The following is a 13,600-nucleotide window of genomic DNA, read 5'->3' on the forward strand; positions in this document are numbered from 1 at the left end:
TGCTACGTTTTTTATTTTTTAGCACACAGCTGCAAGCCCATTGGTTTTGTTGGGTTAGAGAAAAAGCTTATACTTTTAAGAAAGAACTATAGACCAAAAAGAAGATGGGTAAAGTGAAAAAAACTTTGCGTCTTAGCGAGCAATTTTTTTTTAGTAATCTTTATTTCGGAAATGCCGCACTCTGATAAGCTCCCAGATCGGGTGGAGAAGTTCTGGTTTTTCCAATAATATCCTGAGGAACGTTATAAGCCTGATTTCCTTTCGCGAAAGCGGCAGAAGTATTGTCAATGTTGAACAGGTTCTTGGCTACATTAAAGAACTTTGGATTTTCGTTTAGAATGATCTGGTTGTAGTGCGCGGGATCTGTTTTAAATTGATAATCGGGATTGGTCGTTGAACTGCTGAATTTTATTAGGCAGTTGTTGAGCTGATATACAAAGGCTGTTGCAGCATTTTTACTCAGATTGAATTCATTAGTACCCGATCCGTAAATGATACAATTGTTAAAAGTTGCCTGTGTCAGCGGATTTGTTTCGGGTACGGCATTGGCCAGGCTATTGCTGAGCTGAACCGCAAATTGTGAGTTGTTGGACCAGCTGTTGTTGAAAGTACAATGTGTGAACTTATAATTTCCGCCATATACGCAGGACAAACTGGCCAGGCCGGCATAATTAATAACGATGTTTTCTCCGTTTATGCGCGCATTTTGAGCCAGTATTCCGTATTCGGCAGAATTGTAAATCTGCGTATTTTTGATTTGAACAGTCGAAGCAGCGTCGGGATTTTTGAAGTTTAAACCAACAACAGCATTTTTCAGAGTAAGATGGTTTATGGTGTGATTGGTACTTCCGTTCGCAAAAATAACCGAGTTCCATTGCCCCGGAATATTGTCGTAAAGTGATTCTAAGCGATCGCCTTCAAATACAACTTCATTCTCTAATTTAGGAGTTGCAGATGTTGTTCCATTAATGTGTAAAGAGGCTTTGTCGTCAATAAAAAGTCCTGAATTGGCATGGAAAAACACACGTGCTCCTGCTTCGAAAGTGACAGTTTTATTTTTGGGAACTCCCGCATATCCGTAGATAACATAAGGTTTTTGTTTGGTGAAAAGCAACTCATTTCCGTTTACAGGATCATTGTCATCGAGATAAAAACCATCTACATCTTTGCCTTCAATTTTAATTTTCTCTTTGCTTCCGTCTGGATTTTGCTTCGGATAAAGAAAAACAGCATCCTGAATCAGTGTGACCAAAGCGACTTCCTGAAGGTTCGCACCGCTGTCAAACTGAATTTTATCGGTATATAAAAAGTCGGTTGGGTTTGCATCTGTGATATCTGCAGTGGTTTCTACAAAAATGTACAAACTGTCTTTGGCTAAAAGTGTGACGTCCTTGAAGATTTTACCATTGTTTCCGCTCGTCCCGTCAACCGTCATTCGGTATTTTGAATTTAAGCCGTTTTTGAGCTGAATGACCGGAATTGAAATGTCATTTTTGCTTCTATTGTACACTTTAAGCTGGTAGGTAGCAGAGCCAATATTTTTAAAAACAGTATCCAGATAAACGGTGTCTTTTGAAAACTTCAAATCTCCGGAACTGGGAACGGTATCAAAATCAGTTCGGCAAGAGCTGAAAGTTATAAGCAATCCGAAAATAAGAAGTATAAAGTATTGACGCATTTGTTTGGCTTTTTTGCCACAGATTATAAGGATTTAAATGATTTTGCCTGAAGCAAAAAAAACCTTCGTAAGCTGTGTAATCTGTGGCATAAAAAAAATCTTTGCAACAGATCAATATTAATGTTTTTGTAAAAATAGCAAAAAACTTACATGTTTGAAGTTGAATTTTAATTTTAGAATGTGATTTTCGAATTTGTATCTCATCTTTTCTTTAATTTTACGATTTTAAAGTCTATTTTAATGAATTATACAAAAGAACAGATTTTAGCACACTGTAATGAGTTTTCTAAAAACACATTGATGGAAACGCTAAAAATAGAATATGTCGACGCAGGAGCTGATTTTTTAACTGCAAAAATGCCTGTAAATCCTTCTGTTCACCAGCCAATGGGCTTGTTACACGGCGGTGCTTCGGTTGCTTTGGCTGAAAGTGTAGGGAGTGCGGCATCCTTCTTTTTTATCAATCCAAATGAACAAGAAGTACGCGGAATAGAAATTTCGGCCAATCACCTGAAAAGTATCAGAGAAGGATGGGTTTTCGGAACAGCGCGAATCATTCACAAAGGAAAAAGTATTCATCTGTGGGAGATTAAAATTACCGACGAGGCCGGAAATTTGATTTCGCTTTGTAAACTGACCAATATGGTTTTGGACAGAAAGAAAACAGTATAGAAATATGAATGATTTTTTTTCTAAAATTAAAGTACAGTACGAAAAGCGTTTGCCTTTTGTGATGTATTCTAAACCTAATTCCACTACTATTTTTGCTCTTTTGCAGCAAAATGACAGGCTGCATAAAATTTCTGATTATAAAGAAAAAGGTTTTGTTTTTGCTTCTTTTGATGAAAAACAACTGATACTGATTCCGGAAAATGAATCTGAAATTCTAACAACAGTACAGGAAGAAATTCTTTTTGAAAGTACAGAAATAGAAACTTCGGAGCTTGATAATGAAGCCAGGGTACAATATGAAATGTTGGTTTCAAAAGGAATCCAGGCCATTAAAAACGATGAATTCAAAAAAGTAGTGCTGTCCAGAAGCGAAAAAGTAGCTTTAGCCGAATTTGATTTTGTTGCTACTTTTCAGCATTTGATTCAGTTGTATCCCACGACTTTATCGTATGTGTTTTTTCATCCAAAAATTGGTTTCTGGATGGGAGCAACTCCTGAGCGATTGCTAAAAGCCAATGGCAATGTTTTTGAAACGGTGGCTTTGGCCGGAACGCAGAAAGCAACGCTGGAAACCGATATCTTATGGCAGCAAAAAGAAAAGGACGAGCAGCAATATGTGACCGATTTTATTGTCAAGAGATTGCGTGAAGTAGCTTCTTCGGTTGAGGTAACAGAACCTTACAGCGTGAAAGCAGGATCTATCTGGCATATTAAAACAGATATTTCGGGAGTTTTAAATGACAATTCGACTTTGGAAGAAGTGATCGATACACTGCATCCAACGCCGGCAGTTTGTGGTTTGCCAAAGAAAAAAGCAAAAGCATTTATTATAGAGAATGAAAATTACGACCGGACTTTTTATACCGGTTTTCTGGGAGAATTAAACAGAAGCTTTGCTCATGAAGATATAAGTTCTGATTTCTACGTAAATTTACGAAGCATGCAAATTCAGGAGAATACTGCCATTTTATATATGGGCTGCGGTATTACCAAAGAAAGCGTTCCTGAAAAAGAATGGGAGGAAAGCGTAAACAAATCGATGACGATGAAAAGAGTATTAAGAGTTATGAGTTAGAAATTATGAGTTTTCAGTTGCAGTTGCAGTTTTCAGTTACTGAGACTGTATACTGAGACTTCGACTGGGACTAAACTTGAAACAAAGAAAACTTGAAACCTGAAACAAAGAAAACAAAAAACAAAAACAATGAAACTAGACATATTAGCCTTTGGGGCACATCCGGATGATGTAGAATTAGGTTGTGCGGGAACCATTTTAAAAGAGATATCACTGGGTAAAAAAGTAGGTATCGTCGATTTAACGCGTGGGGAATTGGGAACCCGTGGTACAGCTGAAATTAGAGATGCGGAGGCAAAAGAAGCGGCAAAAATATTAGGCGTACTGGTTCGTGAAAACTTAGGTATGCGTGATGGCTTTTTTACAAACGATGAAAAACACCAGTTGGAAGTAATTAAAATGATTCGGAAGTACAAACCGGAGATCGTATTGTGTAATGCAATTGACGACCGTCATATTGATCATGGTAAAGGAAGTAAATTAGTGTCGGATGCCTGCTTCTTGTCTGGATTGTCAAAAATCGAAACTTCGATAGATGGAGAAGGGCAGGAAGCCTGGAGACCAAAGGTGGTGTACCATTATATTCAATGGAAAAACATCGTGCCGGACTTTGTAGTGGATATTACAGGTTTTGAAAAGAAAAAGGTAGAAGCTGTTTCGGCATACAAAACGCAGTTTTACGATCCGAATTCGAAAGAGCCTGCAACGCCAATTACGAGTAAAAACTTCTTTGAAAGTTTAGATTATCGTGCGAAGGATTTAGGAAGGCTAGTTGGTAAAGAATTTGCCGAAGGTTTTACTGTTGAAAGGTGTTTGGCAGTCAATAGTTTAGAAAATTTACTGTAAATTTTTCATTTTTTTCTTTGCAGAACTCAACATTAGTTATATATTTGCACTCGCTAAGCAGAAATGCACAAGCAGAAAAATGGTGGTTGTAGCTCAGTTGGTTAGAGTAGCGGTTTGTGGTGCCGCGGGTCGCCGGTTCGAACCCGGTCAGCCACCCAGAAATTTAAAGCCTTGAAGAAATTCAAGGCTTTTTTTGTGCGCTCAATTGAAAACGCCAGTTTTTATCAATTCCACTTTGTTCCATTGTGGGAGTCTCCTAAATTTTATTCTTTTCTATGATGGTCTATGGTTTCAACTGTAGGGTAATGTGATTGTTGTTGCGATCTGGTAGTATTCAATTAAAAATAGTGTTCCATGATTTTTATCATGAAATAGCAGGAAGTGTGCTACTATCTTTACCCCACTAAACAGATATTTAGTTTTTGGAAGGATATCGTTTAGTAAAAAAAAAAGCTGCACGGTCAAGGAAGTGTACAGCTTTCTCCTGAGTCGAATACAAATTTATAATTTGAATATTTTGTAATAGACCCCAATAAAAACAAAAATGTAGAGAATCGTTTCGACTTGGGAGTTTTTACTTTAAAGAGTAGTTGTATTTAAAAATAACAAAAAAGCATGACGATTAAGTCATGCTAAATTGGTTGTTATAATTTGGTTTATGAATATTATATTTCATCAAAAGTATTCCCTTGTTTGATATCTCCTGTAGAAAAACCTTTTTTGAACCAATACATTCTCTGCTCAGAGGTACCGTGAGTAAAGGAATCCGGGACAACTTGTCCTTGCATTTTACTCTGAATGGCATCGTCCCCAACCGCATTGGCAGCACTTAAAGCTTCTTCAATATCACCTGGGTCTAAGTTTTTCTGATTGTAATGTGCCCATACTCCGGCATAAAAGTCGGCCTGTAATTCCAGGGCTACCGAAAGCTTGTTGGCTTCTGCCTGACTCTTTCCTTCCTGTGCCTGATGCATTTTTGCTGAGGTTCCCAGCAATGTTTGTATGTGGTGCCCAATTTCGTGCGCAATAACGTACGCAATAGCAAAATCACCACCTTTGGCACCAAATTTAGTTTTTAGTTCCTCAAAGAAGCCCAAATCCATATAAACCTTTTGGTCGCCCGGACAATAAAATGGTCCTGATGCCGATGATGCGCCTCCGCATGCCGTGTTTACTGCTCCTCTGAAAAGTACTAATTTCGGGTTTTTATAAGTCATGCCGTTTTCTGCAAATATTTTACCCCAAATGTCTTCGTTATCGGCAAGATTAACTCTCACAAATTGTCCTAGTTCTTCATCTTCTTTGCTCAATGGAGCTGCAGCTTCGGTGGATTGCTGTCCGCCTTGCATTTGTTCCAGTATAGGGGTAATCATCTGGGCATTTTCGCCGCCAAAAACATTTAACAGTAAAATAATAATACCAATAATTCCACCGCCAACGGCAACTTTACCGCCAGAAATTGATCGTCTGTCTTCAACATTATCACTTTGTCTTCTACCTTGCCATTTCATAGTAATTTGAATTTTAGTTGATTAGGATTTGTGTTGTACGAATTTATATTTTTTTTAGGAATAACGCGCAGTAATAGTCCGATTTAGTTCTAAATTATTTTAGCCATTTTACTAAAGCTTCCTCTACACTGCCTTTCATTATGGGCTTCGAGATATAATCATCCATCCCTGCTGAGAGGCATTTATTACGTTCCTCTTTTTCAGCACCTGCGGTTACTGCAATGATCGGAATATCTTTTCCGATAATGGTGTTTCTGATGGCTCTTGTGGTTTCGTAACCGTTCATGATTGGCATTTGAATGTCCATAAAAACCAAATCAGGATTGATGCTTTCAAACTGACTCACGGCTTCATAACCATTTTCGCATTCGTGTATGTACGCGCCGCTGTACAAGTTTTTGATGATGGTTTTTAAAAGCAGCATATTCACTTTGTTGTCTTCTACAATCAAAAAAGTAATGTTTTTGTGATTAGAAGCCAGACTTTCAGGACTTAGGTCAAGGTTGATGCTTTGAAGTTCTGCCTTGTATTTGTCGTTAATGCTCTGATTGCTGGTTTTTAGATTCAGATCAAAATAAAAATTACTTCCCTCATCGATTTTACTTTCCAGTTGTAAACGACTCTCCATCAAAGCAAGCAATTGATTTGAAATGGTCAGTCCTAAACCGGTACCTCCAAATTTTCTCGTTGTAGAACTATCCTCCTGTGAAAAAGCTTTGAAAATTTTCTTCTGATTCTTTTCGAGAATTCCAATTCCTGTATCAACGACTGAAAAACGGATTGTGCAGTTGTTGTTTTTGCTTTTTTCCAAAACAGAAACATTCAGCTTGATTGAGCCTTCGTTGGTGAATTTTACAGCATTGGAAAGCAAATTGATTAAGATTTGCTTGATTCTCACAATATCGGTCCAGATGTATTTCGGAACGTCGGGAGCGACATTTAGTTCTAACCTTAGATTTTTTTGGTTGGATTCGTATACGATGAGATCAAAAACCTGTCCGAGGACTTTTTTAATGTCGTATAAATCGATAAAAAGTTCGAGTTTACCGGCTTCGATTTTAGAGAAATCGAGGATATCATTTATAATGTCTAATAACGAATGCGCCGATTGATTGATCGTGGTCATGTATTTTTCCTGAATTTCTTCGAGACCCGTATTCATCAGTAAATGGGTAAACCCAATAATGCCATTCAAAGGAGTTCTGATTTCATGAGACATATTGGCCAGAAAATCAGACTTGGATTTATTCGCGGCTTCTGCCAGTTGCTTGGCTTTTATGGCGTCTTCAGTCTCTTTTTTGTTGGTAATGTCAAAGTAAATTCCACCCACAAATTCGATTTCATCGCCTTTTTTAATAACGTCTCCAAATTCCTCTACCCAAATGTATTCGCCTGTTTTACGTCGGATGCGATAGATATTGTGCAGTGGCATCCCCTTTTGTAAATTGTCGATCTGATTGTTGATCACCTCGTCTTTGTCGTCAGGATGAATAAGGGATAAGAACGATAAGTTGTTCTCGATAAATTCAGATTTTGAGTAACCGGTAAGGTTTAAAATCTCATCATTCAGGAATATTTTGGTAGAGAATGCATCAAATTTCGACAAGTAAACGGTGCCGGGAATGTTGTTGGCGATTAACTTGAACTTTTCTTCGCTTTCCAGAATTTTGGTTTCGTTTCGGTTTCTTTCCAGTGCCGATGAGATGTTGTTGGCCAAAACCTGAAAGATATAAATTTCTTCTTCAGACCATTTTCTTTCTTTGGTACAATCGTCAAAACCTATAAAACCGGTAAAAATATCATTGATGTACAACGGTAAAATCAGGATTGATTTAATTTCGTTTGCGATCAGTAACTGCCTGAAAAAAGTATCCTCGAGTTTGCGGGTAAGCGTGTTGACGATTTTTTTGTTTTGAGCTGCCTCGTAAATTTCGCTTAAGTGATCTTTGGTAAGCCGCTGTAATTTTGTAATCTGATGTTCAATGCCTTGTCTCGACCATTTGTATTTCTGGCTTACGGTATTGGTTGTAAAATCTTTTTCGTAGTAGTACATATGATCTACCTTGGCTGCTTTACCAATTAAATTGTAAGTCTCCTGAAACATTTCCTGAGTCGATTTGCTCATTAAAAATTTCTCGGTACATAACGAAAGTGCAGACAATAGCTGACTTTTAAATTCCAGTTTTCTTTCGGCCTCCAGACGCATTTGTGATGAAATGGCCAATGAGATTACATCCGAAATGGTACGGGCATAATTGATATCTTCGTTGTCCCAGTCTCTTTTTTCGTCAGTACTTTCAAAACAAACTACACCCGCCAATTGCCCGTTTAGAAAAATAGGAACGTCCAGCATCGATTTGATCTGGTTCTTGGTGAAGTAAAGTTTTTGAAATTCAGAGGTTTCCAGTTTGTTGAAAACATCCGGCGCATTTATGATGGTTTTACTTTTTAGGGTTTCAAAGTAAATAGGATAAGATTCTTTATCGAGAATATTTTTGTCGTTAGAATGCTGACTGTTGCTGCTAAAAAGGTTTTTGCAGGTGATTAGGTCTTTATGATACTTCCAGAAACTTACCCGATTGGTTTTGGTTACGGTTGCGGCCTCTTTGATGATATAATCGATAACCGTGTTTAAATTATCGTATTTACTAAAATCTGTAGTCGATAATTTGTTGGTTGAATTGTTATAAGATTCAATTTTTTTGAGACGTTTCCTTTTATCGTTTTCTATATTTCTGATCTCCGTAATATCGCGGGCGATTCCGGCAAAACCAATAGTTTGTCCAAGGTCATTTTTTCGAACAATGATCTTTTGTGAAATCCATAGTTTTTTTCCGTTTTTCTTTAAAATTGGAATTTCAATAGTCGGAAAATTATTTTCATTAACTTCCAGATTCTCATAAAAATCGACGGCATTTCGTTGGTAATTTTCATGGATGAAATTAGAATAATGCTGCGAAATGATTTCATTTTCGCTATACCCTAAGATCGAAAATCCAAAATCGTTGATAAAGGTAAAATAACCGTCAGCGTCGATTTCGAAAATAATATCGGTGGCAGTCTGAATCAGGTTTTTGTACTGATCGCGTACAGTGATCTGCTCGGTAACGTCCTGACCAATGCTAATGATTAAACCCTGTGAAAACTTTTTGTCTTTCCACTGAATGTATTTGTACTCCCCGTTTTTACTTTTTAATTTACGGATGTAGAGTTTATCTTCTTCATGATTGATGTTGCTGAGGTTTTCGGGACAGTCCGCTTCGGTGGTTAAGTCCCAAAATTTGGGTCCCATAACTTCGTCCGGCAAATACCCCAGGATTGAAGTGATCGTTTCACTGCAAAACAGTACTTCATTTTTTTCGTTTGTAGCAATTGTTAGTGAATTTCCTTTGTGTACAATTTCATTGGTGAATCTGAAATTATCACTGTTATTCAGTAAAACAGCATATTTAACCTGATTAAGAATGAAGATCAGGATGCAGTAATTAAGTAATAAAATGGAGGATTTTATTGGAACTAATTGGTAAATAATAGTGGCAATAAGAAAGGCAAAAACCAATCCGATATAAAGCCAGTATAATTTTATGGGCTTTAAGATGCTATAGGAAAAGTAGAAGGAAATTAGAAAAACAATTACAGGTATAATATCATCTTCGTGGTAAATGATATTGTGTCCAATGTAAAAAACGTAAATAAAGAAAAATGAAATGAATATGGACTGGACCTGCTCCCGTAAAAACTGAATTTTGTCGATTATCACGTAAACTAAAAGGACGGAGAAACCAATGCATAAATTGACGACGAGTAAGCTTTTGGGTCTTATTTTGAAGATTTCATTGATAATTTCGATTACAATTACCGCAAGACCAAAGAACAAGATGTAAAGTTGATACTCTTTGTTTAGCGTTTCAGCTTCCGGTTTTTTTTCGATGAAATAGCCAATTCTGGCTTTGATCCGGAAAAATTGATACACCAACAGTGCCAGAAAAGCAAACAGAGACAATCCTAACATGATGAGCTTAGGATTGTTGTAAAATATAATATCGGAATTGAGTACATACCACTTCGTAATAATTGATTTCAGGGCACTGCCAAAATGGGCAATTCCTGATATCAACGAATTGAAGAGACTATAGTTTGCTACCATAGAATTCGGGGGTATGTTTGGTTTAGTAAATAGTTTTTGAAAATTTCAACAGAGTAGGTTAGGCTCTTTTGTGATGGAATTTTCTATTTTTTAAAGATCAGACTGACCGATAGAGTCAATAGGATCTTGTTGATCAATCTTAAAAATGGCTCGATATATGGCATATGTCATCGAATAACTGAACGGAATGGTGAAGAGTACTCCAACACAAAACGCACAGAATCCAACCAATATAGCTCCAATAATCGTAATGATTAGTCCGATTAGTACCATAGGTTGTTTTGCGATTACAATACAACTGGATTTGACAGCCTCAACTGCTTTTAAATTTCCAAATACGATAAGTGGAATGGTTAAAAACGTGAAAAAAGAAATAAACAATGAAAACACCAGACCTAATGCATTTAATTTAAAAATCTCTAAAGCGGTTGTGATTATTACACTAAACAATGAAATAAGGAAGGTGGCCGCAAAAATTTGTGAAAAATGACTGGTTTTGTAATAGTAAAAGATGGTGGAGACGTTGAACTCCTCGTCTTTTTCTGCACAATCGGCCATTTTTAAAAATCCGGCAGTAAAAGGACTCATAATTGCCGATGCAAATGCGGTTCCCAGAATATAATAGAGCAATTGAATTTGCGACAGATTTTGAGGCTGAATGTTAAGAAAATTCGCATTTGTTATTTTGTCGATACCAAAAGCGGTAAGCAGTATTATGTAGGCGATAATTCCAAAAAGAACCGAAAAAACCAGTAGCATTAATCCGGCGTAAACGGCTATTTTTTTATAATTTTCAAAAGCATGATTGAAAACAGTTGAAAAATCTAAGGTATAACCATGATTTTTAATGTCTTTGACCTGATCAGATGTGGATTTCATTTTAACTGGGGTAGAATTATTTTATGTCGCCGAAAATTTAGTTGATTATTTGAGGCGTAAATATAATATTTTTAATCAATTCCATATAAAAATCTACTAAACATTACGAAATTGTTTTTAATCATCATAGCCAGTTCAGTAACCGTTTCAGGGACGTTAGTTTGTCCTTGTAAGGAGCATAGCGCATGGGCAGGTCAAGCCAGTTTGCTTTTTTTACGACAGCCTTGTGGTGCGAAAAAATATCAAAACTCAGCTGGCCGTGATAAGCACCGATGCCACTGTGACCAACTCCTCCAAAAGGCAGTCTTTTGTTTGAGAAATGCACCACTGTGTCATTGATACAGCCTCCTCCGAAAGAATGGGAAGTGATTAGTTTTTTGGCAAAATATTTATTCTCACTGAAAACATAAAACGCAAGAGGTTTTTCGTAACGGCTGACTACATTATGAATATCAGCTTCGGTTTCGTATGTTAAGATCGGAAGTATAGGGCCAAATATCTCTTCTTTCATGACCGGACTGTCCAGTGCAGGCTCTTCGATTAAGGTAGGAGAGATGTAGTTGTTTTCGGCATCTGTTTCCCCTCCAAAAACAACCTTTTCACGTTCGATCATACTGTCCAGGCGTACCCAGTTTTTGGTATTGATGATTCGGGCGAAATCGGGAGATTTCTCTATTTTTTTACCGTAAGCCTTTAGAATTTCTTCTATTAAAAAAGAAATAAAATTGACTTTCATGTTTTTTTGAACCAATATATAGTCCGGTGCAATGCAGGTTTGTCCGGCATTGATAAATTTCCCCCAGACGATTCGTTTGGCAGCCAGTTTTAAATTGGCAGTTTCATCGACAATACAAGGATTTTTCCCGCCTAGTTCTAAGGTTACAGGAGTTAAATTTTCGGCAGCGGCTTTGGCGACAATTTTACCAACAGCAACACTTCCGGTAAAGAAAATATAATCCCAGCGCTGTGCCAGTAATTTGTTGGATACTTCAACACCGCCTTCAAAAACTTCAACATGACTGACATGGAATGTTTTTTCAATAATTTTAGCGATTACGGCTGAAGTATGGGGAGTGAGTTCTGAGGGTTTCAAAACAACCCTGTTTCCGGCTGCTACGGCCGAAATTAAAGGGCATAAAGCCAATTGAAACGGATAGTTCCAGGGAGCAATCACCAGCACATTTCCGTAAGGTTCTTTAAAAATATAATCGGTAGAAGGAAAATTAAGCAGGGAAGGTAAAATGCGTTTTCGTCCTGCCCACTTATGGATGTTTCTGATGGTATCTTTCAACTCCGAAATCACATAATTGGTCTCGGTTAAAACCGCTTCAAATTCGGGTTTTTTAAAATCATCGTACAAAGCTTTTACAATTAAATCCTCGCTTTTTTGAATGTTATACAACAATTTCTTTAACGTTTCTTTCCTGTATGCGATGTCGTTTTTATAGTCCATAATGTATAATCCGATTGATTTTTTGTCAATGCAAGTTAATCGATAAAAGTTAGAATTTTAACAATTAAATCATAAAAATCATATGGCGTTCCAGATAGACTCATCGGGAGTAGGAGCGATAATGGTGATGTTTTCTTTAGAAACCGGATGTACAAAAACTAATTTGCGGGCGTGAAGATGAATTCCGCCGTCAGGATTACTTCGATCAGCACCATATTTTAAATCGCCTTTTATTGGTGACCCAATTGCAGCCAACTGCGCACGTATCTGATGATGGCGTCCCGTATGTAAATTGATTTCGAGCGCCACATAATTCTGAAGTTCTTTAAAAACCGTATACTCCAAACTGGCCAGTTTACTGTCGGGAACCTCTTTTAAATGGGCTTTGGAAGTATTGTTTTTTTCGTTTCTTTTGAGGTAGTGTACTAGTTTGGCTTTGGTTTCCTGAGGTTTGTTTTTCACCACTGCCCAATAGGTTTTTTGAGTCTCGCGATTGCTGAACATTTCGTTCATGCGCGACAATGCTTTACTGGTTCTGGCAAAAACAACAATTCCCGTTGTAGGCCTGTCCAAACGATGAATCACCCCTAGAAAAACATCTCCGGGTTTATTGTATTTGTCTTTGATGTATTCTTTTACAATATCTGATAAAGGTTTATCCCCTGTTTTATCTCCTTGTACAATATCGCCCACACGCTTGTTGACCACAATAATATGATTGTCTTCGTGCAGGATTTGGAGGTTGTTTTTGTTGGAAACGATTTTCATTCTAGACTTGCTTAGACTTCTTAGATGTTGGACTTCTTAGACTTTATAATAAAGTTGCCCTAAATCTGGATGTCATTTTAATTATTTCTTCTAACAGATTTGTTAGTTCGGTTAAGTTTTCTTCGTTTATAAAGCCTAAATCTGATGATATAAGAAGTTGTGTTTCTACTTCATAGGCTGAGCCAATCGCAATCTCTAAAAATCGGGCAAAATCTTTATTCGAATTTCTTGAAGAGCCTTCTGCTATATTTGAAGCAATAGAAACGGAAGCCCTTCTCAATTGATTCGTTATTCCGAATTTTTCTTCACTCGGAAAATTAGCTGTTGCACTATAAATTTTAGAACAAAATAACCTGCTTTTCTTCCAAATTAGAAGCTCTTTAAACTGATGCATTTTTTTAGATTTTTAGACTTGCTTAGACATCCTTAGACTTTCTTAGACTCCTTAGACTTGCTTAGATTTATTTAGATTTTTAGAAGAATTTAGACTTTTTAGATTTTGTACATTTAATTCTAAAATAACAAATCTAAAAAGTCTAACATCTAAGCAAGTCTAAGTAAGTCTAATATC

At 37.0% G+C, this 13,600-nt stretch carries 10 protein-coding genes and 1 tRNA gene; 4 read left to right on the plus strand and 7 right to left on the minus strand.

Annotation, left to right across the window (positions count from 1 at the left end):
* Positions 1-160: 160 nt before the first annotated feature.
* The gene (locus ACN1CN_RS15835) at positions 161-1,678 is read right to left on the minus strand and encodes a hypothetical protein (RefSeq protein ID WP_419136318.1); all 1,518 of its coding nucleotides are present in this window, start codon (positions 1,676-1,678) and stop codon (positions 161-163) included.
* A 240-nt stretch (positions 1,679-1,918) separates the two neighbouring features.
* On the opposite strand from ACN1CN_RS15835, the gene ACN1CN_RS15840 reads away from it, so the two are divergent.
* From ACN1CN_RS15840 to ACN1CN_RS15855, 4 genes are all read left to right on the plus strand, one after another.
* Positions 1,919-2,350, plus strand: coding sequence for a PaaI family thioesterase (locus ACN1CN_RS15840; RefSeq protein WP_264524723.1), 432 nt, complete (start codon positions 1,919-1,921; stop codon positions 2,348-2,350).
* 4 nt (positions 2,351-2,354) lie between these two features.
* Entirely contained in the window at positions 2,355-3,425 is a 1,071-nt protein-coding gene (locus ACN1CN_RS15845) for a chorismate-binding protein (RefSeq protein WP_419136319.1), read from the plus strand.
* Between the two features lie 129 nt (positions 3,426-3,554).
* Positions 3,555-4,271 (plus strand): bacillithiol biosynthesis deacetylase BshB1, encoded by a 717-nt coding sequence (gene bshB1 / locus ACN1CN_RS15850; RefSeq protein ID WP_264524721.1) that lies wholly within the window; start codon positions 3,555-3,557, stop codon positions 4,269-4,271.
* Positions 4,272-4,353: 82 nt separating this feature from the next.
* Positions 4,354-4,427: transfer RNA gene (locus ACN1CN_RS15855), tRNA-His, on the plus strand.
* Between the two features lie 509 nt (positions 4,428-4,936).
* On the opposite strand, the gene ACN1CN_RS15860 is transcribed toward ACN1CN_RS15855, so the two are convergent.
* The 6 genes from ACN1CN_RS15860 to ACN1CN_RS15885 all read right to left on the minus strand — a co-directional run bounded on the left by ACN1CN_RS15860 (position 4,937) and on the right by ACN1CN_RS15885 (position 13,423).
* The gene (locus tag ACN1CN_RS15860) at positions 4,937-5,782 is read right to left on the minus strand and encodes a neutral zinc metallopeptidase (RefSeq protein ID WP_419136320.1); all 846 of its coding nucleotides are present in this window, start codon (positions 5,780-5,782) and stop codon (positions 4,937-4,939) included.
* 94 nt (positions 5,783-5,876) lie between these two features.
* Positions 5,877-9,929, minus strand: coding sequence for a PAS domain S-box protein (locus tag ACN1CN_RS15865; RefSeq protein ID WP_419136321.1), 4,053 nt, complete (start codon positions 9,927-9,929; stop codon positions 5,877-5,879).
* A 90-nt stretch (positions 9,930-10,019) separates the two neighbouring features.
* The gene (locus ACN1CN_RS15870; RefSeq protein ID WP_264524718.1) at positions 10,020-10,808 is read right to left on the minus strand and encodes a hypothetical protein; all 789 of its coding nucleotides are present in this window, start codon (positions 10,806-10,808) and stop codon (positions 10,020-10,022) included.
* A gap of 124 nt (positions 10,809-10,932) precedes the next feature.
* A complete protein-coding gene (locus ACN1CN_RS15875; protein ID WP_419136322.1) occupies positions 10,933-12,261 on the minus strand; it encodes an aldehyde dehydrogenase in 1,329 nt (442 codons plus the stop codon).
* 78 nt (positions 12,262-12,339) lie between these two features.
* Positions 12,340-13,029, minus strand: a complete 690-nt coding sequence (locus tag ACN1CN_RS15880) for an RluA family pseudouridine synthase (protein WP_419136323.1) — start codon at positions 13,027-13,029, stop codon at positions 12,340-12,342.
* A 43-nt stretch (positions 13,030-13,072) separates the two neighbouring features.
* The gene (locus ACN1CN_RS15885; protein WP_264524715.1) at positions 13,073-13,423 is read right to left on the minus strand and encodes a four helix bundle protein; all 351 of its coding nucleotides are present in this window, start codon (positions 13,421-13,423) and stop codon (positions 13,073-13,075) included.
* Positions 13,424-13,600 lie beyond the last annotated feature (177 nt).

Origin of the sequence: Flavobacterium sp. T12S277 (genome assembly GCF_048514875.1) — a bacterium.
Taxonomy (GTDB): domain Bacteria; phylum Bacteroidota; class Bacteroidia; order Flavobacteriales; family Flavobacteriaceae; genus Flavobacterium.

Coding starts and splice junctions, on each gene's coding strand:
- ACN1CN_RS15835 (WP_419136318.1), bottom strand. CDS start 1,678: ATGCGTCAATACTTTATACTTCTTATTTTCGGATTGCTTATAACTTTC.
- ACN1CN_RS15840 (WP_264524723.1), top strand. CDS start 1,919: ATGAATTATACAAAAGAACAGATTTTAGCACACTGTAATGAGTTTTCT.
- ACN1CN_RS15845 (WP_419136319.1), top strand. CDS start 2,355: ATGAATGATTTTTTTTCTAAAATTAAAGTACAGTACGAAAAGCGTTTG.
- bshB1 (WP_264524721.1), top strand. CDS start 3,555: ATGAAACTAGACATATTAGCCTTTGGGGCACATCCGGATGATGTAGAA.
- ACN1CN_RS15860 (WP_419136320.1), bottom strand. CDS start 5,782: ATGAAATGGCAAGGTAGAAGACAAAGTGATAATGTTGAAGACAGACGA.
- ACN1CN_RS15865 (WP_419136321.1), bottom strand. CDS start 9,929: ATGGTAGCAAACTATAGTCTCTTCAATTCGTTGATATCAGGAATTGCC.
- ACN1CN_RS15870 (WP_264524718.1), bottom strand. CDS start 10,808: ATGAAATCCACATCTGATCAGGTCAAAGACATTAAAAATCATGGTTAT.
- ACN1CN_RS15875 (WP_419136322.1), bottom strand. CDS start 12,261: ATGGACTATAAAAACGACATCGCATACAGGAAAGAAACGTTAAAGAAA.
- ACN1CN_RS15880 (WP_419136323.1), bottom strand. CDS start 13,029: ATGAAAATCGTTTCCAACAAAAACAACCTCCAAATCCTGCACGAAGAC.
- ACN1CN_RS15885 (WP_264524715.1), bottom strand. CDS start 13,423: ATGCATCAGTTTAAAGAGCTTCTAATTTGGAAGAAAAGCAGGTTATTT.